Raw genomic sequence first — 19,636 nt, 5'->3', positions numbered from 1 at the left:
CATGCCGAATCCCTGGGAGAACGCCGGAGGCGCTGGCAACAACCGGAACTCGGGGCGGGGCAACCCGCAGCGGCCAAGCCGCCCCGAAGGCTACGCCGAGCCGGCCGGCGGCCGGCGGCCCTGGGAGACGTCCGCCCCGGCGGGCCCCGGACCGGGCGGTGGGCAATCCTTCGGGGACGACCCGTTCGGCGGTGGCGGTGCTCAGCCAGACCCGTTCGGCAGCAGCGCATTCGGGGATGGCGCATTCGGCGGTTTCCCCGGTGGCGGCGGCGCGGCGTTCGACGCTCCGGCGCCCGCGCCCCTGCCGGGCCCGCCGCTCCAGCAGCCGCTGTCGCACGCGCCGACCCCAGCTGCGACCCCGGAGGCGCCGTCCCGTCGGCGGCTGCGCCGGCCCCAGCTTTCCCTGCCCCGCACGGACCTTCCCGCCGGCCGACCCGCGGTCGCCGGCTACGCCTTCTCCGGGGCCGGAGCACTGCTGGTGACGGTCGCCGCCGCGACCGCCCTGGCGATCCCGGAACTGAAGATGTTCGCCCAAGCCAGCGGGACGCTACTGGTCGCGGTTGCCGCCGGCCTCGCTGCGGTGGGTGCCGCGGTGCTGCTGCAGAGCGTCCGGTGCGGCCGGAGGATGCGCGGCGGTCGGATGCCCACCCTTATCGGCTGCGCCCTGCTGGCCGCGGCTGCGGGCTGGGTGTGGATCGCCGGCCCCGGCAGCGAGCTGGCCTGGCTGTCGCTGCTGCTTCGGGTTGCCGCCACCGGCACCGCGCTCTGCGTCGTCGTCACGGTGCTGATGCTGCTGCTGCCGGCGGGGGCACCCGACGAGGCACCGGCACCACCCCCGGCGCCGGTGCCGGCTGCCGCCGGACCACCGCCAGCACCGGCCGCCCCGGCCGCGTGGCCAGCCCCCGCCGCAGCACCGGCCGGACACCCCGGCCCAGGTGCTGGCCCCGGCCTCAACCCGATGGACTTCGATCCGTTCGGACCGTCCTGAGACGACGCGCCGTCCGCACCCTTGTCACCCCAGCCTGTCGCACACCGGACCGGCCGGGTGCCCGGTCCCAAGGCGGTGCCCCGGCGCCCTGCCGCCGCTGGCAGTCTGTAGCAAGATGGCCACAACCCGGTGGTCCCCCGGCGCCCGACCGCGCCGGACTGGCGGCGGTCTTCCGGCGTCGCCAATCACCGACACCACCTGAGCGACCTGGCAAGGAGCATCATGACCGACATCGACCCGAGCGCCCCGGTACTGGTCACCGGCGGCAGCGGCTACGTCGCCGGCTGGATCGTCCGCTACCTGCTCGAAGACGGCCGCACGGTGCGCGCCACGGTGCGCAACCCGGACAAGCCGACCGGCCTGGAGCACCTGCACGCGCTCGCCGACGCACACCCCGGCCGGCTCACCCTGCACCGGGCGGATCTGCTCGACGACGGCAGTTTCGACGAGGCGATGGCCGGCTGCGAACTGGTCATGCACACCGCGTCGCCGTTCCTGATGGGCCGCCTCGACAACCCGCAGGAGCAGCTGATCCGGCCCGCGCTGGAGGGCACCCGCAACGTGCTCAACAGCGTGAACCGCACCGAGTCGGTTAAACGCGTCGTGCTGACCAGCAGCGTGGTCGCCATCTGCGGCGACAACGTCGACATGCGCGGCAAGGACCGCTTCACCGATGCGGACTGGAACACCACCAGCACCCCGAACCACCAGGAATACAACTACTCCAAGACCGTCGCGGAGAAGGCCGCCTGGGCGATGTGCGAGGCCCAGGACCGCTGGGACCTGGTGACCGTGCACCCCGGCCTGGTGCTCGGGCCGTCGCTGACCACCAGCAGTGTCTCCGGCAGCATGACGACGATGGCGCATTTCATCGACGGATCGATGGCGCTCGGGGCGCCCGCCCTGCAGGTCGGTGTGGTCGACGTGCGCGACGTGGCCCGCATCCACATCGCCGCGGGCTACACCCCGTCGGCGCGCGGCCGCTACATCGCCAACGCCGAGACCATCAGCCTGCTCGACATGGGCAACGCGCTGCGCCGCAAGTTCGGCAACCGCTGGACGTTCCCGCGCATTGAACTGCCGAAGTTCCTGATCAAACTGTCCGCCCCGGCGGCCGGGCTGACCCGTCCGTACGTGGAGCGCAACGTCGGCTGGCCGGTGCGGTACGACAACTCGCGCACCCGCGACGAACTGGGCATCGAGTTCATGCCTGCCGAGCAGAGCGTCGTCGACCACTTCCAGCAGATGATCGACGACGGCATCGCAAAACGCTAGGCCGCTTGAACACCTAGGTCCGGGGCGGGCTGACCTCTCGGAGGTCCAGTCGTCGGATGCCCGCGAAATCACGTGGGTTACAGCTGTAGAGCGGTATCGCATTCGCGATCGCACTGGCCGCGATCAACGCGTCGTAGGCGCGCGCCGCCGGTTTGCGACCCGCGCTGCGCAGCGCCGCGGCCACCGCGCCGAACGCCCGGGCGCAATCCCCGTCGAAGGGCAGTACCTCGAAGTCCGCCTCCGCCTGCTGCAGGTGCTGCTGGCGGGCGGAGCGCTCGGCGTCGTCCCGGGCCAGATGGGGACCCACCGAGAGCTCGGCCAGGGTCACCGCACTGATCACCGACTCCTCGGGCAACTCGGCCGCGTCGGACAGCTGCCCGAGCAGGAGCACCGTGGAGGTGTCCAACATTCCGCGTCGTGCCGGTTGGCTCACAGCGACGGATCGATCAGCTCATCGATGTCACGTCGCAGCGCGACGGGATCGACCGCCGGAAGGTTCGCCCGCCGACGGATCAACTCGCCGGCGCTCACCCTGGGACGCGGCAGCGGTCGCAGCTCGGCAACCGGGGTCCCGTCGCGCGTGACCACAAAGCGTTCGCCACGCTCGACCCGACGCAGCACTTCACCGCCGTTGTTGCGGAGATCTCGCACCGTCACCGCCTCCATAAATTCACGGTATCACCGGTGAGACACCCCTAGCAGGGCACCAGGCGGCCGTCCTCGGTCTCCAGTACCACCGTCAGCACCCAGATCGGTTGACCCAGAACCTGCGGAACGTACTCCTCCCAGCGACCGTTGACCTGCCTGACCTGCTTGGGGATAGCGGCCAGCTCGACGATCAGCGGAGCGAACACGGCATCGACATCCAGATCGTTCACCGGGACCGCACCCTCGATCAGCTGCCCGGACGGGCCCACCAGGGTGAACCGCTCGGGCACGAAGCGACGCTCCACCGAGTAGAAGTCCGCGCCGGCGAGATGCTTGAGCACCGCCGCCTTCTCCCGGTCACTTCCGCCCATGACGTAGCGCTTCGCGGCGATCTCCATGACCAGACCGGTGTCCGGGTCGCAGAACGCCCAGAGGTTGAAGCACACCTGCGGCGTCGCATCGGCGACCAGGTCCCGTTCGTTTTCCGCCATTTCAGATCCCCTCCCCGTGGTTTGCACACCACCGTAGGGGCCGCCTCCGACATTGATGATGTTCAACCGCTTCTGGCGCCCTCCCCGCCTGCGGCGTGGCGGCGCTCAGGCCGGATCGGTTCACCGCCGCTGTCGGACCGACCTGTTAGCTTCGGCCGCCGGAGGCCGTGGAGGACGGCTCGGACCGAGGGGGAAACAGCATGCGATTTGTGACGTGGAACATTCAGCGCGGGGGCGGATCTCGTCTCCCGTCGATCATCGCCGAGCTGAAAGAGCTCGGCGCGGACGTCATCACCCTGACCGAGGTGACGGCCAAGAATCTTGCGGAAATCCGTCGCCGGTTGGTCGACCACGGTTACCCCTACCTGGAGACCACCTGCGATCAAGCCGGAGTCAACAGCGTCCTGGTCGCCTCGAAATGGCCGCTGACCCGGGAGTCGGCGGGACCCGAATACGACAAAGAGCGCTGGCTGTCGGTGTCGTTGGGAGAGAAAAACCTGCGGGTGCTGAGCGTCCACATTCCCGGATCCGACGACAGCAAGTCCGGCAAGGACGGCACCGTCGTCGCGGGCAAGCGCCGCAAGGAACTGTTCTGGCAGGACGTCATCGCCTACGCGCACCGGCACCACGACGAGCAGGTGGTGATCCTCGGCGACTTCAACACCGGCTTGCCCGCGGATGCCGAGGGCACCCCGTTTGTGCACTCCGACTACATCCGGGTGCTGCAGCAGCAGGAGAATTACGTCGACACGTGGCGCAGCCTGCATCCCGACGCCCGCGAATTCACTTGGTACTCAAGGCGAACCAACAAGGAGCTCCGCGTTTCCGAGGACCACAACGGATTCCGGCTCGACTATGTCTTCGTGTCGGCCCCACTGCGGGACGCGATCACCTCGGCCAAACACATCCACGAGGTCCGGCGGGCCAAGATTTCCGACCACTCCATCGTCGTCGCTGACCTGGCCCTGGACCCGTCTGGCGGATAACCGTCGTCCCCGTTGGGCCCCGTGTCCCGTCGCGGTACGCCCGAACCCGTCGCTGCCGGATCGCCGGTCAACCGGCGGTCGGGCGTATCCCGAAGGTCAACGCGAGGTCCCACGGCGGGATCGCCCAGGTGGCACAGGCGTCGAGCATGATGACCGGCGCCGCGTCGAGGGAGGCGGGGTTCGCCGGTGCCCGCACGGTGCTGCCGTCGGCCCCGGCGACGATGTGCTGCTCCCAGATCTTCGACCCGTGCGGCGGCGGCGCCGTCTCGATGAGAACGACGGGGTCCCCGCCCTGCCCGGTCACCACAAACAGACAGTAGGGCTGCGGCGCTGCGTCCCATCCGCCCGCCTCGACCAGGAGGAATCCGTTTTCGGTCCGGGCGGTGAACGCGACCGCCTGCGCCAGCACGCCGCGCGCATCGTCGTACACCGACGTCGAGGGTTCCCTCGCCGGTTCCAGCCCCAGCACCGTCGCGTCGAACTGGACGGTGCCGTCCTCGGTGGATACCGGGTGCCTGCCGCGAATCAGCAGCGTCCCGGAGTCCTCGTCAAGCAACCCAATCTCGCGGTAGCGATTCTGTTCCTGCTCGGTGCGGGCAATCACGCCGGTCCCTTGACGCAACCTCAGCTGCGCCGCATCGGCCAGCGACCAGAGCTTCGATTCACCCGAACCGCGCCAGGTGCGGACCAGGCCACCGGCGCACAGGCCGATCTGAACCGCCTCGGCCGTGGCGCCGGGCTCTGGCAGAAACGTGTCTGACATTTCGGGCTCCTCGGTCGCGGCCACAGACTATGTATATGCCTCCGCACCGACCAGGCCGCCGCGACCAGCGGGGTCAAACCGCGGCGATGCACTCCCCCGGTACCCCGACGCCTGCAAAACACAATGGTCACGAACCCAAATTGAGTTCGTGACCATTGGCGTCGCAGTTCGTAGAACCGCTCACTGTGGGCGAAGGGGGACTTGAACCCCCACGTCCCGAAGGACACTGGCACCTGAAGCCAGCGCGTCTGCCATTCCGCCACTCGCCCTGAGCAACCCGGGCAGCCTATCAGGGGCTTCGCCCGTCGTCCAAACCGCCCGCTCAGCGCCCCATCTCGGCCAACGCCAAGCCGCTGACCTGCACTGATCGGATTCTCACAATTTCCGTGGTGCCGGAGGAGGCGATGCTCCCCTTACCATTGTCCTGAAACAACACAGTGGTGCGACACGCTGCGGTGGGCCGTCCCGGCCTGCCGGGCCGCGCTCCTAGACCGAGACGGGCGGTGACGATGGGACTGGTGCAGCGATTCGATCGCCGTCTCGAGTCGACCGTCGGCGACGCCTTTGCCAGGGTGTTCGGCGGGTCGGTGATCCCCGAGGAAATCCAATCGGCATTGCGCCGGGAGGCCACCGACGGGGTCCGCGCCCTGCAGGGCGGACAGTTGTTGGCGCCCAACGATTACGTCATTACCCTCAGTGCGGCCGACCATCACAAGGCGCTCGCCGATCCCGATCTCACTTCGGATACTTTTGCTAGGCATCTGGAGGGATATCTGGGTGAGCAGGGATGGCAAACGTATGGTGATGTGGTCGTCAGATTTGCACGGTCCCCTCACCTGCACACCGGACAGGTACGGGCGCGCGGGATCGTCAACCCTGACGCCACCCGAGCCGGCACCCGTGGCGCAGCGGATCCCCACTCAGCACGATCAGAACAGACGTTGACCGCAGAACCAGGAGTACCACCGATGACCGACAACCCGAGCCGCGGTAACCAGGGGCAGGGCGGCGACTACTACGACTACAGCCGTTCCCCCGAGGAGCAGCGTGGCCACGATCCGCAAGCTCCCTACGGCGAGCAGGGCCAGCAGCCCGGTCCCGGCGGCGGCTACGACCAGGGCTACGGCCAGCCCCCCAGCGGCGGTTACGGCCAGCAGCCGCCCAGCGGTGGTTACGGGCAGCCGCAGGGCAACTACGGCCCGCCGCCCGGTGGCGGCTACGGCCAGCAGGGCGGCCAGGGCGGCTACGGCCAGCCCGGCCCGCAGGGTGGCTACGGCCAGCCCGACCAGGGCCAGCCGGGCGGCTACGGCCAGCACAGCGGTGGGTACCCGGCCCAGCAGCCCGACTACGGCAACCAGGGTGGCCAGCAGGGTGGTTACGGCCAGCCCGACTACGGCCAGCAGGGCGGCCAGGGCGGTTACGGCCAGCAGGACTACGGCCAGCCCCAGGGTGGTCAGCAGGGCGGCTACGGCCAGCCCCAGCAGCCGGACTACGGCTACGGCCAGCAGGACGCCGGCCAGGGCGGTTACGGCCAGCAGGACTACGGCCAGCCGCAGGGTGGTCAGCAGGGCGGTTACGGCCAGCAGGATTACGGCCAGCCCCAGGGCGGCGGCTACGGCCAGCCCCCGCAGGACCAGGGTGGCTACGGCCAGCAGGATTACGGTCAGCCGCAGGGCGGCCAGCCCCAGGGCGGTTACGGCCAGCAGGACTACGGCCAGCCCCAAGGCGGCGGCTACGGCCAGCCCCAGCAGCCGGACTACGGCTACGGCCAGCAGGACGCCGGCCAGGGCGGTTACGGCCAGCAGGACTACGGGCAGCCGCAGCACGATCAGGGCGGCTACGGCCAGCAGGACTACGGCCAGCCCCAGCAGGACCAGGGTGGCTACGGCCAGTCCAGCGGCGGCTACGGCGACTACCAGGGCGGTTATGACCAGGGTGGCTACGCCGGCGCTTCGGCTGGCGCCGCGACGGTGACGCTGCAGCTCGACGACGGCTCGGGCCGCACCTACCAGCTGCGCGAGGGCGCCAACGTGATCGGCCGCGGCCAGGACGCCCAGTTCCGGCTGCCCGACACCGGCGTCTCGCGTCGGCACGTGGAGATCCGCTGGGACGGCCACGTCGCGCTGCTCGCCGACCTCAACTCCACCAACGGCACCACCGTCAACAATGCGCCGGTGCAGGAGTGGCAGCTGGCCGACGGCGACGTGATCCGGCTGGGCCACTCCGAGATCGTCGTCCGCGTGCACTGATCGTTCCGGCGGGCTTGCCCGCGGCCGCGGTCGCCACCCAAGTATCGTGAGTTTTCCGCGGCCGGAGCATTCGGGAGCGATCAGGACGGAAGGACGGCAGATGCAGGGAATCGTGCTGCAGCTGTCGCGTGCCGGTTTCCTGTTGCTGTTGTGGGTCTTCATCTGGTCGGTGCTGCGCGTGCTGCGGACCGATCTCTACGCGCCGAGCGGTTCGGTGATGGCGCGTCGCGGCCTGGCGCTGCGCGGTGCGCTGTTGCCGACCCGGCAGCGTCGCAACGTGGCGCGCTACCTGGTGGTGACCGACGGCGCGCTGGCCGGCACCCGAATCAAGCTCGGCATCCAACCTGTGCTCATCGGTCGCGCCGACGACTCCAATCTCGTACTCACCGACGACTACGCGTCGACACGGCACGCGCGGCTCTCACAACGCGGATCGGAGTGGTACGTGGAGGACTTAGGATCGACCAACGGTACTTACCTTGACAGGGCGAAGGTGACGACGGCGGTACGAGTTCCCCTAGGCACACCGGTGCGAATCGGCAAGACAGCGATCGAGCTGCGCCCGTGACACTGGTCTTGCGATACGCCGCGCGCTCCGACCGCGGCCTGGTCCGATCCAACAACGAGGATTCGGTGTACGCCGGTGCCCGGCTGCTTGCGCTCGCCGACGGCATGGGCGGCCACGCCGCCGGCGAGGTGGCCTCCCAGCTGGTCATCGCCGGCATCGCCCACCTCGACGACGACGAGCCCGGTGGCGACCTGCTGTCCAAGCTCGACGACGCCGTCCACCAGGGCAACGCGGCGATCGCCGAGCACGTGGAGGCCGAACCCGAGCTCGACGGCATGGGCACCACGCTGACGGCGATCCTGTTCGCCGGCAACCGGCTGGGTCTGGTGCACATCGGTGACTCCCGCGGCTACCTGCTGCGCGACGGTGAACTGACCCAGATCACCAAGGACGACACCTTCGTGCAGACCCTCGTCGACGAGGGTCGGATCACCGCCGAGGAGGCGCACAGCCATCCCCAGCGTTCGCTGATCATGCGGGCGCTGACCGGCCACGAGGTCGAGCCCACCCTGATCATGCGGGAGGCCCGGGTCGGCGACCGCTACCTGCTGTGCTCGGACGGCCTGTCCGATCCGGTCAGCCAGGAGACCATCCACGAGGCCCTACAGCTCCCCGACGTCACCGCCGCGGCCGACCGGCTGATCGAGCTGGCGCTGCGCGGCGGTGGCCCCGACAACGTCACCGTGGTGGTCGCCGACGTCGTCGACGACGACTTCGCCGGCCAGACCCAACCGATCCTCGCCGGGGCCGTTTCCGGCATCGACGAGGCGTCGGCGCCACCGAACACCGCCGCCGGGCGGGCGTCGGCGATCAACCAACGCCAGCCACCGGCCCCGCGCCCCGAACCCCAACCCGAGCCGTCCCCGCCGCGCAAGCCACGGGGACGGCGTCGGCTTACCATCGCCGCGATCCTGATCGTGCTGCTGGTTCTCGCCGCCATCGCCACCACCGGCATCATCCGCAGCAACTACTACGTGGCGTCCCACCAGGACACCGTGTCGATCATGCGCGGTGTGCCCGGGTCGATCCTCGGTATCTCGCTGCAGTCCCCGCACTTCCAGGGCTGCCTCAACGAGCGCGGGGAGCTGTCCCAGATCAGCTACGGCGACGACGCCCCGGGCTGCCGGCTGATGCGCATGCAGGACCTGCGCCCGTCCGAACGCAACCAGGTCAGCCAGGGTCTGCCCACCGGAACCCTCGACGACGCGATCCGTCAGCTGCACCAGCTGGCCGACACCTCGCTGCTGCCGCTGTGCCCGGTGCCCGCCCCCCGAAAGCAAGCACCGAAGCCGCCCGCGCCGGGCCCGGCCACCAGCGCCACCGCCCCTACCCCGTCGGCCAGCCCGACGGATTCGGCCACCCCGACCACGTCGGCGCCGCCCGCCCCGGCGACCACGACCGCTCCCCCAGCGCCCGGCAACCGTCCGGACACCGCGGCCGACGACACCGAACTCCCCGAGGCGCCATCGGCGACCCCGGTGCCGCACGGACCCAAGGTGACGACGCCGGCTCCGGCTCCGACCACCGCGGCACCGGTACCGGGCACCGACTGCCGGGAAGCGGCGTGACGACGACCGAACCGCAGCAGCCGGTGGCCGTGGTCGAGCCACAGCCGAACCGGCGCAACACCGAGTTCGCGCTGTTGTGCTTCGCCGCCCTGCTCACCGCGTTGGCCCTGCTGATCGTCGAGCTCAACCAGGACCAGGGCCTGTCCCCCGACCTGATCAGCTACCCGCTGGCGTTCCTGGTGCTGTTCGCCGCGGCGCACGTCGCGATCCGCCGCTTCGCCCCCTACGCCGACCCGATCCTGCTGTCCGTCGTGGCCGTCCTCAACGGGCTGGGCCTGGTGATGATTCACCGGCTCGACCTGGCCAACCGCTCCGCCGAAATCAGCGGGCCCGGCGCCGGCCAGCAGATGCTCTGGACGTTGGTCGGGGTGGCCGGCTTCATCGCCGTGCTGATCCTGCTGCCCGACCACCGCCAGCTGGCCCGCTACGGCTACGTCTGCGGCCTGGCCGGTCTGATCCTGCTGGTCATCCCGGCGTTGCTGCCGAAGGCGTACTCCGAGCAGAACGGCGCCAAAATCTGGATCCAGTTCCCCGGCTTCTCCATCCAGCCGGCGGAGTTCTCGAAAATCCTGCTGCTGATCTTTTTCTCCGCGGTCCTGGTCGCCAAACGCAACATGTTCACCAGCGCCGGGCAACATGTGCTGGGCATGGACCTGCCGCGGCCCCGCGACCTGGCCCCGCTGCTGGCGGCCTGGATCCTGTCCGTCGGGGTGATGGTGCTGGAGAAGGACCTGGGCACCTCACTGCTGCTGTATGCGTCGTTCCTGGTGCTGGTCTACATCGCCACCGACCGGCTCAGCTGGGTGGTGCTGGGACTGACCCTGTTCGCCGCCGGCTCGGTGCTGGCCTACCACCTGTTCGGGCACGTCCGGGTCCGGGTCCAGACCTGGTGGGACCCGTTCGCCGACCCCGACGGCGCCGGCTACCAGATGGTGCAGTCACTGTTCAGCTTCGCCACCGGCGGCGTGTTCGGCACCGGCCTGGGCAACGGCCAACCCAACACCGTGCCCGCCGCGTCCACCGACTTCATCATCGCCGCCGTCGGCGAGGAACTCGGCCTGGTCGGACTGGCCGGGGTGCTGATGCTCTACACCATCCTGATCGTGCGCGGCCTGCGCACCGCCATCGCGGTCCGGGACAGCTTCGGCAAGCTGCTGGCCGCCGGGCTGGCCGCCACCCTGGGCATCCAGCTGTTCATCGTCGTCGGCGGCGTCACCAAGCTGATCCCGTTGACCGGCCTGACCACCCCGTGGATGTCCTACGGCGGCTCCTCGCTGGTCGCCAACTACCTGCTGCTGGCGCTGCTGGTGCGGATCTCGCACGCGGCGCGACGCCCGCTGGTCACCCAGCCGCGCAAGTCGCAGACGCCGATCGCGGCGGCCCGCACCGAGGTGATGGACAAGCTATGAACACCTCGCTGCGCCGGGTCGCCATGTCGATCATGGTCCTGATCGTGTTGCTGCTGCTCAACGCCACCTTCACCCAGGTGTTCACCGCCGACGGTTTGCGCGCGGATCCCCGCAATCAGCGGGTGCTGCTCGACGAGTACTCCCGCCAGCGCGGCCAGATCTCCGCTGGCGGGCAACTGCTGGCGTATTCCGAGGCCACCAACGGCCGGTACCGCTTCCTGCGGGTCTATCCGGAGCCGGAGGTCTACGCCCCGGTCACCGGGTTCTACTCGCTGCGCTACGCCAGCGCCGGGCTGGAGCGGGCCGAAGACCCCATCCTCAACGGCTCCGACCAGCGGCTGTTCGGCCAGCGGCTGACCGACTTCTTCACCGGTCGCGATCCCCGCGGCGGCAACGTCGACACCACCCTGGTGCCGCGGGTCCAGCGCGCCGCGTTCGACGCCATGGCCGAGGGCTGCGACAACGGGCCGTGCCGCGGGGCGGTGGTGGCCCTGGAGCCGGCCACCGGCAAGATCCTGGCGATGGTGTCCGCGCCGTCGTACAACCCCAATCGGCTGGCCTCCCACAACAGCGACGAGCAGGCGGCCGCCTGGGCCGAACTCAATCCTGCGCCGGCCCCGAATGCCCCGCGTTCGCCGCTGACCAACCGGGCCATCTCCGAGACCTACCCGCCCGGCTCGACCTTCAAGGTGCTGGTCACCGCGGCGGCGCTGGAGGCTGGCGTCTCCCCCGACGACCAGCTCACCTCGCAGGCGTCGATCCCGCTGCCCGACAGCAGCGCGCACCTGGAGAACTTCGGCGGCACCCCGTGCGGCCCGACCCCGACGACCTCGCTGCGCGACGCCTTCGCCCGGTCCTGCAATACCGCGTTCGTGCAGTTGGGTACCCGGGTCGGCGCGGACGCGCTGCGCCAGACCGCGACCGCATTCGGGCTGGACTCCCCCACCGATCCGATTCCACTGCAGGTTGAGCCGTCGACGATCGGCCCGCTGCCCGACGCGGCCGCGCTGGCGATGTCGAGCATCGGGCAAAAGGACGTCGCCCTGACCCCGCTGCAGAACGCCCAGGTGGCCGCCGCGGTGGCTAACGGCGGGATGATGATGCGGCCGTATCTGGTCGCCGGGCTCAAGGGCCCGAACCTGGCAAATCTCGACACCACCGCCCCCAGCGAGCAGCGGCGTGCGGTGTCTCCGGAGATCGCGACTAAGCTAACGGATTTGATGGTCGCGGCCGAACAGTACACCCAGCAAACCGGGGCAATCCCGGGGGTCCGGATCGCGTCCAAGACCGGCACCGCCGAACACGGGACGGACCCGCGAAACACCCCGCCGCACGCGTGGTACATCGCGTTCGCCCCGGCCGAGGCACCCAAGGTGGCGGTCGCGGTGGTGGTGGAAAACGGCGGCGAACGCCTGTCGGCGACCGGGGGAGCGGTCGCCGCACCGATCGGTCGCGCGGTAATCGGCGCGGCATTGCAGGGAGGAACGCCATGAGCCCCCGGGTAGGAGTGACGCTCTCCGGCCGGTACCGGCTGCAGCGGCTGATCGCCACCGGCGGCATGGGCCAGGTCTGGGAGGCGGTCGACAGCCGACTGGGCCGCCGTGTCGCCGTCAAGGTCCTCAAGGCCGAATACTCCTCGGACCCCGAGTTCGTGGAGCGGTTCCGGTCGGAGGCACGCACCGTCGCCATGCTGAACCACCCGGGCATCGCCAGCGTGCACGACTACGGCGAGACCGACATGGACGGCGAGGGCCGCACCGCCTACCTGGTGATGGAACTGGTCAACGGTGAACCGCTGAACTCGGTGCTCAAGCGCACCGGCCGGTTGTCGCTGCGGCACGCCCTGGACATGCTGGAGCAGACCGGCCGGGCGCTGCAGGTCGCGCACACCGCCGGGCTGGTGCACCGCGATGTCAAACCCGGCAACATCATGATCACCCCCACCGGCCAGGTGAAGCTGACCGACTTCGGCATCGCCAAGGCCGTCGACGCCGCCCCGGTCACCCAGACCGGCATGGTGATGGGCACCGCCCAGTACATCGCCCCCGAGCAGGCGCTCGGGCACGATGCCACCCCGGCCTCCGATGTGTACTCCCTCGGCGTGGTCGGCTACGAGGCGCTGTCGGGTCGTCGCCCGTTCACCGGCGACGGCGCGCTGACGGTGGCGATGAAGCACATCAAGGAGCCACCGCCGCCGCTGCCGTCGGACCTGCCGCCCAATGTGCGCGAGCTCATCGAGATCACCATGAGCAAGAACCCCGGCTCCCGGTTCCGCAGCGGCGGCCAGTTCGGCGACGCCGTCGCCGCCGTGCGGGCCGGACGCCGTCCGCCCCGACCGAACACCAACCCGACGCTGGGCCGGGCAACCCCGTCCACCATCCCCGGCAGCGGTGCGAACCGGCCGGTCGCACCCGCCGAACCACGCAGCGCCGCCACCGCAATGCGGCCGCGTTCCGGCGCAGGCAGTCATCGACCGGCGCCGCCGCGGCGCAGCTTCTCCTCCGGACAGCGGGCCCTGCTGTGGGCCGCCGGGGTGCTCGGCACGCTGGCGATCATCATCGCGGTGGTGATCCTGGTCAACCACGGAAACAAGACCGAGACGCCGCGCCAGACCATCACCAACACCGTGACCCCGCCCCCGCAAACCGCCGAGCCGGTCCCCGCAGAGCCGTCCGGTTGGACTCAGCGGCAACTGCCGGGTCATTCTGTGAGCGAGCAGCAGCGCTTCCTGGCGACCGCCATACTGCTGCTGCCAACTGCAAGCGACGAGATACCGACATGACAACCCCACAGCATCTGTCCGGCCGCTACGAGCTCGGCGAGATCCTCGGATTCGGCGGGATGTCCGAGGTCCACCTGGCCCGCGACACCCGCCTGCACCGTGACGTCGCCGTCAAGGTGCTGCGCGCCGACCTGGCCCGCGACCCGAGCTTCTACCTGCGGTTCCGTCGCGAGGCGCAGAATGCCGCGGCGCTGAACCACCCGGCAATCGTCGCGGTCTACGACACCGGCGAGGCCGAGACCTCCGCGGGGCCGCTGCCCTACATCGTCATGGAGTACGTCGACGGGGTAACCCTGCGCGACATCGTGCACACCGAGGGCCCGATCGCCCCGCAACGTGCCATCGAGATCATCGCCGACGCCTGCCAGGCGCTGAACTTCAGCCACCAGCACGGCATCATCCACCGTGACGTCAAGCCGGCCAACATCATGATCAGCAAGAACAAAGCGGTCAAGGTGATGGACTTCGGCATCGCGCGGGCCCTTGCCGATTCCAGCAGCGTCACCCAGACGGCCGCGGTGATCGGCACCGCCCAGTACCTGTCGCCCGAGCAGGCCCGCGGTGAGCCCGTCGACGCCCGCTCGGACGTGTACTCGCTGGGCTGCGTGCTCTACGAGATCCTCACCGGCGAGCCGCCGTTCGTCGGTGACACCCCGGTTGCGGTCGCCTACCAGCACGTTCGGGAGGATCCGGTGCCGCCGTCGCACCGGCTGCCCGGGCTGTCGCCGTTCCTGGACGCGGTGGTGCTCAAGGCGCTGGCGAAGAACCCGGAGAACCGGTACCAGAGCGCCGCGGAGATGCGCGCGGACCTGATCCGGGTGCACAGCGGGCATGCGCCGGAGGCCCCGAAGGTGCTGACCGACGCCGAACGCTCATCGATCCTGTCCGCGCCGTCGCAGGCCGCGCCGTTGTCGCGCACCGGTGAGCGCACCGATGAACTGCCCCGGGTTTCCGGCGATCGCCCGCCGGTGGCCCGCTGGCTGATCGCGGTGGCGGTGCTGGCGGTGCTGACCGTCGTCGTCACCATCGCGCTGAACGTCTTCGGCGGCAACGTCCGCGACGTCCAGGTGCCCGACGTGCGGGGGCAGGCATCGGCCGACGCCGTCGCCACGCTGTCGAACCTCGGGTTCAATCCCCGCACCCAGCAGCAGCCGGACTCCGAGGTCCCGCCGGACCACGTCATCAAGACCGATCCGCCGGCCAACAGCAACGCCGGGGCGGGCGACGACATCACCGTCAAGATCTCCACCGGGCCCGAGCAGCGTGAGCTGCCCACCGTCGCATCGCTGACCTACGACCAGGCCGTGCAGAAGCTGAAGTCGGCTGGGTTCACCCGGTTCAAGCAGACCCCGTCCCCCTCAACACCCGAACTCAAGGATCACGTGGTGGGCACCGTGCCGCCGGCCGGGCAGACCTCCGCGATCACCAACGAGATCACCGTGATCGTCGGGACCGGCCCGGCCACCAAGGAGGTGCCGTTGCTGCGCGGTCAGACGGTGGAGCTGGCGGAGAAGAACCTCACCGTCTACGGCTTCACCCGCACCACGCAGGTGCCGGTGGACAACACCGCTCCGGCCGGCCAGATCGTCGGCACCAATCCGCCGACCGGCGCCGTGGTCCCGATGGACACCGTGATCGAGTTGCAGGTCTCCCGGGGCAACCAGTTCACCATGCCGGATCTGTCCGGGATGTTCTGGACCGATGCCGAACCGCGGCTGCGGGCACTGGGCTGGACCGGCATGCTGGACAAGGGCGGCGATGTCCGCGACAGCGGGCAGAAGAGCAACGCCGTGGTCGTGCAGAGTCCGCCGGCGGGCTCCGGGGTGAACTTCGGCAGCAGCATCACGCTGAGTTTCGCCGCCTGACGTCTCCTCAGGCGCAGGTTTTCGGCCTGATCCGACGAGCGGCTTGCCGCGAGGAGGGCTCAGGCGTGGGCGGTCGCGGCGGCCACGGTCGCGCGGACCTCGTCCTCCAGCCGGGCCACCAGCGCCTCGTCGGGGCGCTGCCCGCAGTAGCCGAGCCAGTTGGCCAGCATCCGGTGGCCGCCCTCGGTGAGGATCGACTCGGGATGAAACTGCACCCCGTGGATCGGCAGGTCGACGTGCCGAACCGCCATGATGACGCCGCCCTCGGTGGCGCCGGTGACCTCAAGCACCGCGGGCACGGTGTCCGGCAGGATGGTCAGCGAGTGGTACCGGGTTGCGGTAAAGGGACTGGAAAGTCCTTGCAGCACACCGACATTCGAGTGGAACACGGTGCTCGTCTTGCCATGCAGCAGCTCGGGGGCGCGGTCCACGGTGGCACCGAAGGCCACCCCGATCGACTGGTGCCCCAGGCACACGCCGAGCAGCGGGGTACCGGCGTCCGCGCAGGCCCGGACCAGGGCGATGGACGCGCCGGCACGCTCCGGGGTTCCGGGCCCGGGGCTCAGCAACACCCCGTCGAACTCCGCGGCGACCCGGGCCGGGTCGGCCAACCGCTCGTCGTCGTTGCGCCAGACCTGCGCCGTCACGCCCAACTGGCCCAGGTACTGCACCAGGTTGAACACGAAGCTGTCGTAGTTGTCGACGACCAAGATCTGCACGGACCCAGGTTACCGCCCGCGCACCACCGAATATTCTCAGTAGGGGATGGGGCCCAGCGGCACCGCGTGGGCCATCCGCACCGGCTCGACGTGCCCGACCAGTTGCAGGTTGTCGCGGACTTCCTCGCGATAGCCCAGCCCGAACCGCACCACGTACTGGCGGTACAGCGTCACCAGGGGAGCGGCGGCCAGCGCCGCCTGCATGGCGGCGGGGTCGCCGACCGCGGAGATGGTGTACGGGGGACTGTACGTGCGCCCGCCCAGCAGCAGCGTGTTACCGACGCAGCGCGGTGACGAGCCCGCGATGAGCCGCTGGTCCTGAATCTGGATCCCCTCGGCTCCGGCGCTCCACAGCGCGTTCAGCACCGCGGTGATGTCCTGCTGGTGCACGACCAGGTCGTCGGGGGAGGCGTCGCGGGGGAAGCGGCCGTTGGCGTCGCGCTGGGCGTCGGTCAGGGTCACCACCAGCCCGGAACCGTGCACCGGGTCCAGCCCGGCGACCTCGGACAGTTCGGCCGACCGGAGCTTCATCGCGGCCAGCGCCGCGTCGGCGGAGCGGCCGTGGAAGCTGTCGACCTCGCCGACCAGCCGATCGCGTTCGTCGGTCAGGCGATCGACCGAGCGCTGGGAGTCACGAACCAGGTCCACCAACCGGGGTGCATCACTGCGCCGGATGTCTGCCCCGTCGGACACCCCGTGGGTGGCCGCGAGCAGTAAACCGGCCGACAAACAGACCACCGGGACGCCGAATCGCCACGGTGATCGGCGCGGCGGGGTCATCGGGCCTCCGGAGTGGAATTCTCGCTGGGTACGGCGCTGCGTTAGTCTCGTAAGGATTCCATCCTCGCACCCGGTGCACCAGTCGCGAAGGTAGCCATGCCCAAGTCAAAGGTCCGCAAGAAGACAGATTTCACCGTCAGGTCGGTGAGCCGTACCCCGGTGAAGGTCAAGAGTGGGCCCTCCAGCGTGTGGTTTGTCGCGCTGTTCATCGGTTTGATGCTGTTCGGCCTGCTCTGGTTGATCGTGTTCCAGCTCGGCGCCAGCGGCCTCGACGTGCCCGCGGTGCTGCAGTGGATGGCCGACCTGGGCGCGTTGAACTACGCGATCGCGTTCGCCTTCATGATCACCGGGCTGCTGCTGACCATGCGGTGGCGGTGACCGCAGCGCTGCCACCTGCACAATCACATGCGTGTAGTTCATCCACATTGGGGATAACCGCTGTGGATAAGTCGGTTCGACGGATTGGGGACAGCGATGGCCGCGGCCGGACAGACTGAGTGGGCGCCGGCCCCAGCCAGCATTGTCGCGCTGGGTGTCGGCGGCGCCGCGCTGCTGGCCTGCGGGCTGACGCTCGTCACCGACGAGCCGGGTAAGTGGCTGGCTGTGCTGGTGGGCTCGGGCCTGCTGCTGTTCGCCGCGGCGACCTGGCGGTCCCGTCCGACGCTGGCCATCACCGCCGACGGCCTGGTGCTGCGCGGCTGGTTCGGCGCGCAGACCCTGACCCGGGAAGATCTGGAGCTGATCCGGGTCACCGAGTTCCGACGGTTCGGCCGTCGGCAGCGGATGCTCGAGCTGGAGGCCGCCGGCGAATGGTTGCGGGTTTACACCCGCTGGGATCTGGGCACCGACCCGATCGCCGTGCTGGACGCGCTGACCGCCGCCGGCTACGCCGCACCCCGCGCGCCGCGTCCGCCCAAATAGCGCGAGCGCTCACCGAGGTACGGGTTTCCGTCGGGATCCGTACCGCGATGAGCGCTCGCGACAGTGCTGCTCGGTGCCTAGGCGATGGTGATCGACTCGATGACCACCGGCTCGGCGGGCCGATCCGACCGGTCGGTGGCGGTGGTGGCGATCGCGTCGACGACCTTCTGCGACTCCGGGTCGACAACCTCACCGAAGATGGTGTGGCGACGGTTCAGGTGCGGGGTCTGACCGACGGTGACGAAGAACTGCGAGCCGTTGGTGCCGGGCCCGGCGTTCGCCATCGCCAGCAGGTACGGCTTGTCGAAGACCAGCTCGGGGTGGAACTCGTCGGCGAACCGGTAGCCCGGGCCGCCGCGGCCGGTGCCGGTCGGGTCGCCGCCCTGGATCATGAAGCCGTCGATGACCCGGTGGAACACCGAGCCGTCGTAGAACGGTCCGGAGCTGCCGCCGGAGGCGTTCTCGGTGGTGTACTCCTTGGTGCCCTGGGCCAGGCCGACGAAGTTGGCGACGGTCTTGGGGGCATGGTTGCCGAACAGCGCGATCTTTATGTCGCCGCGATTGGTGTGCAGCGTGGCGGTTGCGGTCTGAATGGGACTGGTCACGGCTGCACAGTCTGCCACCCGGCCGCCCGCAGACGGCGCACAGGTCCACCAGCTATCCGGAGTTGCCATCGCCCGGGAGGCGAAATATCGGCCTGACCGCGGCCGGTGAGGCACCATGGGCAGTGCGGTCCGAGCCCGCGCTCAACGCGTTCGCGATCTATCCGGTGCTGGCGCTGTGCCATCCGCCCAGAGGTGGGTTTGAAAACTGTTCCGCCCCAAATCGTCCTGCCGGGTGGCAGGGTGAGCAAGCAGTGCAGTGACGGCAGGAAGGGTGTGGCGGATGACTTCGACCTTGGAGGCCCGGCTGACGCCCGGGCGGCGACTGACCCGTGGCCTGGCCAATACCGCGATGGGCCCGGTTGACATCGGCCGCGGCATCGTCGGGCTGGGTGTGGCCAGCGCGCGAGCAGCCACCGCCAACGCCCAGGTTCGCTTGCAGCGCGCGCAACTGCACCGCCAGATCGAGGTCGCCCAGCAGTTGGTGTCCGAGGAGCTCTCCGCCGCCCAGGAGGTGGTGGCCGGTCTGCCCGAGGCCATCACACAGGCCGGCAAGTCCCGGCGGGTGCGCCGCATCGGCCTGATCGCCGGCATCACTTTGGTCTCCCTCGCCGGGGCGGCGATCGCCGTCACGGTGATCCGCCGCTCGCAGCAGCCCGAGCCCTCACCGCTGCCGCCGAGCGTGGAGGTCGATCCGCGGCCCTAGTCAGTGCCGCGGCGACGTCGCCGGGGCCGTTTCGGTCACCGTCACCGTTTCGGTGGCGGCCGTGTCGCTCTTCGTGGCGGTCGCGGTGCGCCGCGCGGTGTTGGGCGTGCGCGGGGCCGGGCTGATGCAGACCTTCTCATTACACGGCAGCGTCGGCGTGGTCGCCGATGGGAAGGTCACCGAGGTGTTGTCGGGGCGCTGCGGCAGCACCGGGCCGGCGCCCGACGTCTGCCCGCCGCACCCGGCCAGCGTCGCCGCCGCCGCGGCCACCACCGCCCAGCCCAGGACACCACCGACGTACCTCATGGCCGCCAGG

The 19,636-nt window shown here is 69.9% G+C and carries 21 protein-coding genes and 1 tRNA gene; 13 read left to right on the top strand and 9 right to left on the bottom strand.

The features are described from left to right. Position 1: 1 nt before the first annotated feature. Together G6N10_RS20045 and G6N10_RS13765 are read left to right on the top strand one after the other, a co-directional pair. Complete coding sequence (locus tag G6N10_RS20045; protein ID WP_109750385.1) at positions 2 to 988, top strand: hypothetical protein; 987 nt, start codon at positions 2 to 4, stop codon at positions 986 to 988. Between the two features lie 222 nt (positions 989 to 1,210). Next, positions 1,211 to 2,263: an SDR family oxidoreductase gene (locus G6N10_RS13765; protein ID WP_197745642.1), complete on the top strand. Its 1,053-nt coding sequence runs from the start codon at positions 1,211 to 1,213 to the stop codon at positions 2,261 to 2,263. Between the two features lie 13 nt (positions 2,264 to 2,276). Here the strand turns inward: G6N10_RS13765 and G6N10_RS13760 are convergent, their stop codons facing one another. The 3 genes from G6N10_RS13760 to G6N10_RS13750 are packed head-to-tail and all read right to left on the bottom strand — an operon-like array spanning position 2,277 to position 3,402. Further along, positions 2,277 to 2,672, bottom strand: coding sequence for a PIN domain-containing protein (locus G6N10_RS13760; RefSeq protein ID WP_085092900.1), 396 nt, complete (start codon positions 2,670 to 2,672; stop codon positions 2,277 to 2,279). Positions 2,673 to 2,692: 20 nt separating this feature from the next. Continuing rightward, positions 2,693 to 2,929: a type II toxin-antitoxin system Phd/YefM family antitoxin gene (locus G6N10_RS13755; RefSeq protein ID WP_179962839.1), complete on the bottom strand. Its 237-nt coding sequence runs from the start codon at positions 2,927 to 2,929 to the stop codon at positions 2,693 to 2,695. Positions 2,930 to 2,958: 29 nt separating this feature from the next. Continuing rightward, positions 2,959 to 3,402 (bottom strand): hypothetical protein, encoded by a 444-nt coding sequence (locus G6N10_RS13750; RefSeq protein WP_085092902.1) that lies wholly within the window; start codon positions 3,400 to 3,402, stop codon positions 2,959 to 2,961. Between the two features lie 200 nt (positions 3,403 to 3,602). Here G6N10_RS13750 and G6N10_RS13745 point away from each other — a divergent pair, with 200 nt between their 5' ends. After that, a complete protein-coding gene (locus tag G6N10_RS13745; protein ID WP_133055082.1) occupies positions 3,603 to 4,388 on the top strand; it encodes an endonuclease/exonuclease/phosphatase family protein in 786 nt (261 codons plus the stop codon). Positions 4,389 to 4,455: 67 nt separating this feature from the next. Here the strand turns inward: G6N10_RS13745 and G6N10_RS13740 are convergent, their stop codons facing one another. Together G6N10_RS13740 and G6N10_RS13735 are read right to left on the bottom strand one after the other, a co-directional pair. Beyond that, positions 4,456 to 5,175 (bottom strand): hypothetical protein, encoded by a 720-nt coding sequence (locus tag G6N10_RS13740; protein WP_085092906.1) that lies wholly within the window; start codon positions 5,173 to 5,175, stop codon positions 4,456 to 4,458. A gap of 162 nt (positions 5,176 to 5,337) precedes the next feature. After that, positions 5,338 to 5,420, bottom strand: a tRNA-Leu gene (locus G6N10_RS13735). A 240-nt stretch (positions 5,421 to 5,660) separates the two neighbouring features. On the opposite strand from G6N10_RS13735, the gene G6N10_RS13730 reads away from it, so the two are divergent. The 7 genes from G6N10_RS13730 to pknB all read left to right on the top strand — a co-directional run bounded on the left by G6N10_RS13730 (position 5,661) and on the right by pknB (position 15,592). Further along, a complete protein-coding gene (locus tag G6N10_RS13730; protein ID WP_085093137.1) occupies positions 5,661 to 7,400 on the top strand; it encodes an FHA domain-containing protein in 1,740 nt (579 codons plus the stop codon). 100 nt (positions 7,401 to 7,500) lie between these two features. Next, positions 7,501 to 7,968, top strand: coding sequence for an FHA domain-containing protein FhaB/FipA (locus tag G6N10_RS13725; protein WP_085092908.1), 468 nt, complete (start codon positions 7,501 to 7,503; stop codon positions 7,966 to 7,968). Beyond that, positions 7,965 to 9,536 carry a PP2C family protein-serine/threonine phosphatase gene (locus G6N10_RS13720; RefSeq protein ID WP_085092910.1) on the top strand — a complete coding sequence of 524 codons (1,572 nt, stop codon included), beginning with the start codon at positions 7,965 to 7,967 and terminating at the stop codon, positions 9,534 to 9,536. The genes G6N10_RS13725 and G6N10_RS13720 overlap by 4 nt, the downstream gene beginning before the upstream one ends. Further along, complete coding sequence (locus G6N10_RS13715; RefSeq protein ID WP_085092911.1) at positions 9,533 to 10,945, top strand: peptidoglycan glycosyltransferase RodA; 1,413 nt, start codon at positions 9,533 to 9,535, stop codon at positions 10,943 to 10,945. Before G6N10_RS13720 ends, G6N10_RS13715 begins: the two co-directional genes overlap by 4 nt. Beyond that, the gene (gene pbpA / locus G6N10_RS13710; RefSeq protein ID WP_085092913.1) at positions 10,942 to 12,438 is read left to right on the top strand and encodes a D,D-transpeptidase PbpA; all 1,497 of its coding nucleotides are present in this window, start codon (positions 10,942 to 10,944) and stop codon (positions 12,436 to 12,438) included. The genes G6N10_RS13715 and pbpA overlap by 4 nt, the downstream gene beginning before the upstream one ends. Then, the gene (locus G6N10_RS13705) at positions 12,435 to 13,727 is read left to right on the top strand and encodes a protein kinase domain-containing protein (protein ID WP_085092915.1); all 1,293 of its coding nucleotides are present in this window, start codon (positions 12,435 to 12,437) and stop codon (positions 13,725 to 13,727) included. Before pbpA ends, G6N10_RS13705 begins: the two co-directional genes overlap by 4 nt. Beyond that, positions 13,724 to 15,592 carry a Stk1 family PASTA domain-containing Ser/Thr kinase gene (gene pknB / locus G6N10_RS13700; protein ID WP_085092917.1) on the top strand — a complete coding sequence of 623 codons (1,869 nt, stop codon included), beginning with the start codon at positions 13,724 to 13,726 and terminating at the stop codon, positions 15,590 to 15,592. Before G6N10_RS13705 ends, pknB begins: the two co-directional genes overlap by 4 nt. 59 nt (positions 15,593 to 15,651) lie before the next feature. On the opposite strand, the gene G6N10_RS13695 is transcribed toward pknB, so the two are convergent. Together G6N10_RS13695 and G6N10_RS13690 are read right to left on the bottom strand one after the other, a co-directional pair. After that, positions 15,652 to 16,311: an aminodeoxychorismate/anthranilate synthase component II gene (locus G6N10_RS13695; protein WP_085092919.1), complete on the bottom strand. Its 660-nt coding sequence runs from the start codon at positions 16,309 to 16,311 to the stop codon at positions 15,652 to 15,654. 36 nt (positions 16,312 to 16,347) lie between these two features. Beyond that, complete coding sequence (locus G6N10_RS13690; protein ID WP_085092921.1) at positions 16,348 to 17,091, bottom strand: DUF881 domain-containing protein; 744 nt, start codon at positions 17,089 to 17,091, stop codon at positions 16,348 to 16,350. Between the two features lie 96 nt (positions 17,092 to 17,187). On the opposite strand from G6N10_RS13690, the gene crgA reads away from it, so the two are divergent. Together crgA and G6N10_RS13680 are read left to right on the top strand one after the other, a co-directional pair. Then, entirely contained in the window at positions 17,188 to 17,469 is a 282-nt protein-coding gene (gene crgA / locus G6N10_RS13685; protein WP_085092923.1) for a cell division protein CrgA, read from the top strand. Positions 17,470 to 17,565: 96 nt separating this feature from the next. Beyond that, positions 17,566 to 18,012, top strand: coding sequence for a PH domain-containing protein (locus G6N10_RS13680; protein ID WP_085092925.1), 447 nt, complete (start codon positions 17,566 to 17,568; stop codon positions 18,010 to 18,012). Between the two features lie 77 nt (positions 18,013 to 18,089). Here G6N10_RS13680 and G6N10_RS13675 read toward each other — a convergent pair whose 3' ends face one another. After that, positions 18,090 to 18,635, bottom strand: coding sequence for a peptidylprolyl isomerase (locus G6N10_RS13675; RefSeq protein WP_085092927.1), 546 nt, complete (start codon positions 18,633 to 18,635; stop codon positions 18,090 to 18,092). 262 nt (positions 18,636 to 18,897) lie between these two features. Between G6N10_RS13675 and cwsA the strand changes: the two genes are divergently transcribed. Then, a complete protein-coding gene (gene cwsA, locus G6N10_RS13670) occupies positions 18,898 to 19,320 on the top strand; it encodes a cell wall synthesis protein CwsA (protein ID WP_085092929.1) in 423 nt (140 codons plus the stop codon). On the opposite strand, the gene G6N10_RS13665 is transcribed toward cwsA, so the two are convergent. Beyond that, positions 19,321 to 19,626, bottom strand: a complete 306-nt coding sequence (locus G6N10_RS13665) for a hypothetical protein (protein WP_085092931.1) — start codon at positions 19,624 to 19,626, stop codon at positions 19,321 to 19,323. Positions 19,627 to 19,636: the final 10 nt, after the last annotated feature.

The sequence above is a fragment of the Mycolicibacterium fallax genome (assembly GCF_010726955.1).
Classification (GTDB): domain Bacteria; phylum Actinomycetota; class Actinomycetes; order Mycobacteriales; family Mycobacteriaceae; genus Mycobacterium; species Mycobacterium fallax.
Note: the sequence above shows the minus strand (reverse complement) of the source record. Positions and strands in the feature narration are given on the sequence as shown.

Bases quoted from the DNA above. Each gene is read 5' to 3' on its own strand.
- G6N10_RS20045 (WP_109750385.1), top strand. From the start codon at position 2: ATGCCGAATCCCTGGGAGAACGCCGGAGGCGCTGGCAACAACCGGAAC.
- G6N10_RS13665 (WP_085092931.1), bottom strand. From the start codon at position 19,626: ATGAGGTACGTCGGTGGTGTCCTGGGCTGGGCGGTGGTGGCCGCGGCG.
- G6N10_RS13760 (WP_085092900.1), bottom strand. From the start codon at position 2,672: ATGTTGGACACCTCCACGGTGCTCCTGCTCGGGCAGCTGTCCGACGCG.
- G6N10_RS13725 (WP_085092908.1), top strand. From the start codon at position 7,501: ATGCAGGGAATCGTGCTGCAGCTGTCGCGTGCCGGTTTCCTGTTGCTG.
- G6N10_RS13705 (WP_085092915.1), top strand. From the start codon at position 12,435: ATGAGCCCCCGGGTAGGAGTGACGCTCTCCGGCCGGTACCGGCTGCAG.
- G6N10_RS13730 (WP_085093137.1), top strand. From the start codon at position 5,661: ATGGGACTGGTGCAGCGATTCGATCGCCGTCTCGAGTCGACCGTCGGC.
- G6N10_RS13755 (WP_179962839.1), bottom strand. From the start codon at position 2,929: ATGGAGGCGGTGACGGTGCGAGATCTCCGCAACAACGGCGGTGAAGTG.
- G6N10_RS13680 (WP_085092925.1), top strand. From the start codon at position 17,566: ATGGCCGCGGCCGGACAGACTGAGTGGGCGCCGGCCCCAGCCAGCATT.
- cwsA (WP_085092929.1), top strand. From the start codon at position 18,898: ATGACTTCGACCTTGGAGGCCCGGCTGACGCCCGGGCGGCGACTGACC.
- G6N10_RS13750 (WP_085092902.1), bottom strand. From the start codon at position 3,402: ATGGCGGAAAACGAACGGGACCTGGTCGCCGATGCGACGCCGCAGGTG.
- pbpA (WP_085092913.1), top strand. From the start codon at position 10,942: ATGAACACCTCGCTGCGCCGGGTCGCCATGTCGATCATGGTCCTGATC.
- G6N10_RS13745 (WP_133055082.1), top strand. From the start codon at position 3,603: ATGCGATTTGTGACGTGGAACATTCAGCGCGGGGGCGGATCTCGTCTC.
- G6N10_RS13690 (WP_085092921.1), bottom strand. From the start codon at position 17,091: ATGACCCCGCCGCGCCGATCACCGTGGCGATTCGGCGTCCCGGTGGTC.
- G6N10_RS13765 (WP_197745642.1), top strand. From the start codon at position 1,211: ATGACCGACATCGACCCGAGCGCCCCGGTACTGGTCACCGGCGGCAGC.
- pknB (WP_085092917.1), top strand. From the start codon at position 13,724: ATGACAACCCCACAGCATCTGTCCGGCCGCTACGAGCTCGGCGAGATC.
- crgA (WP_085092923.1), top strand. From the start codon at position 17,188: ATGCCCAAGTCAAAGGTCCGCAAGAAGACAGATTTCACCGTCAGGTCG.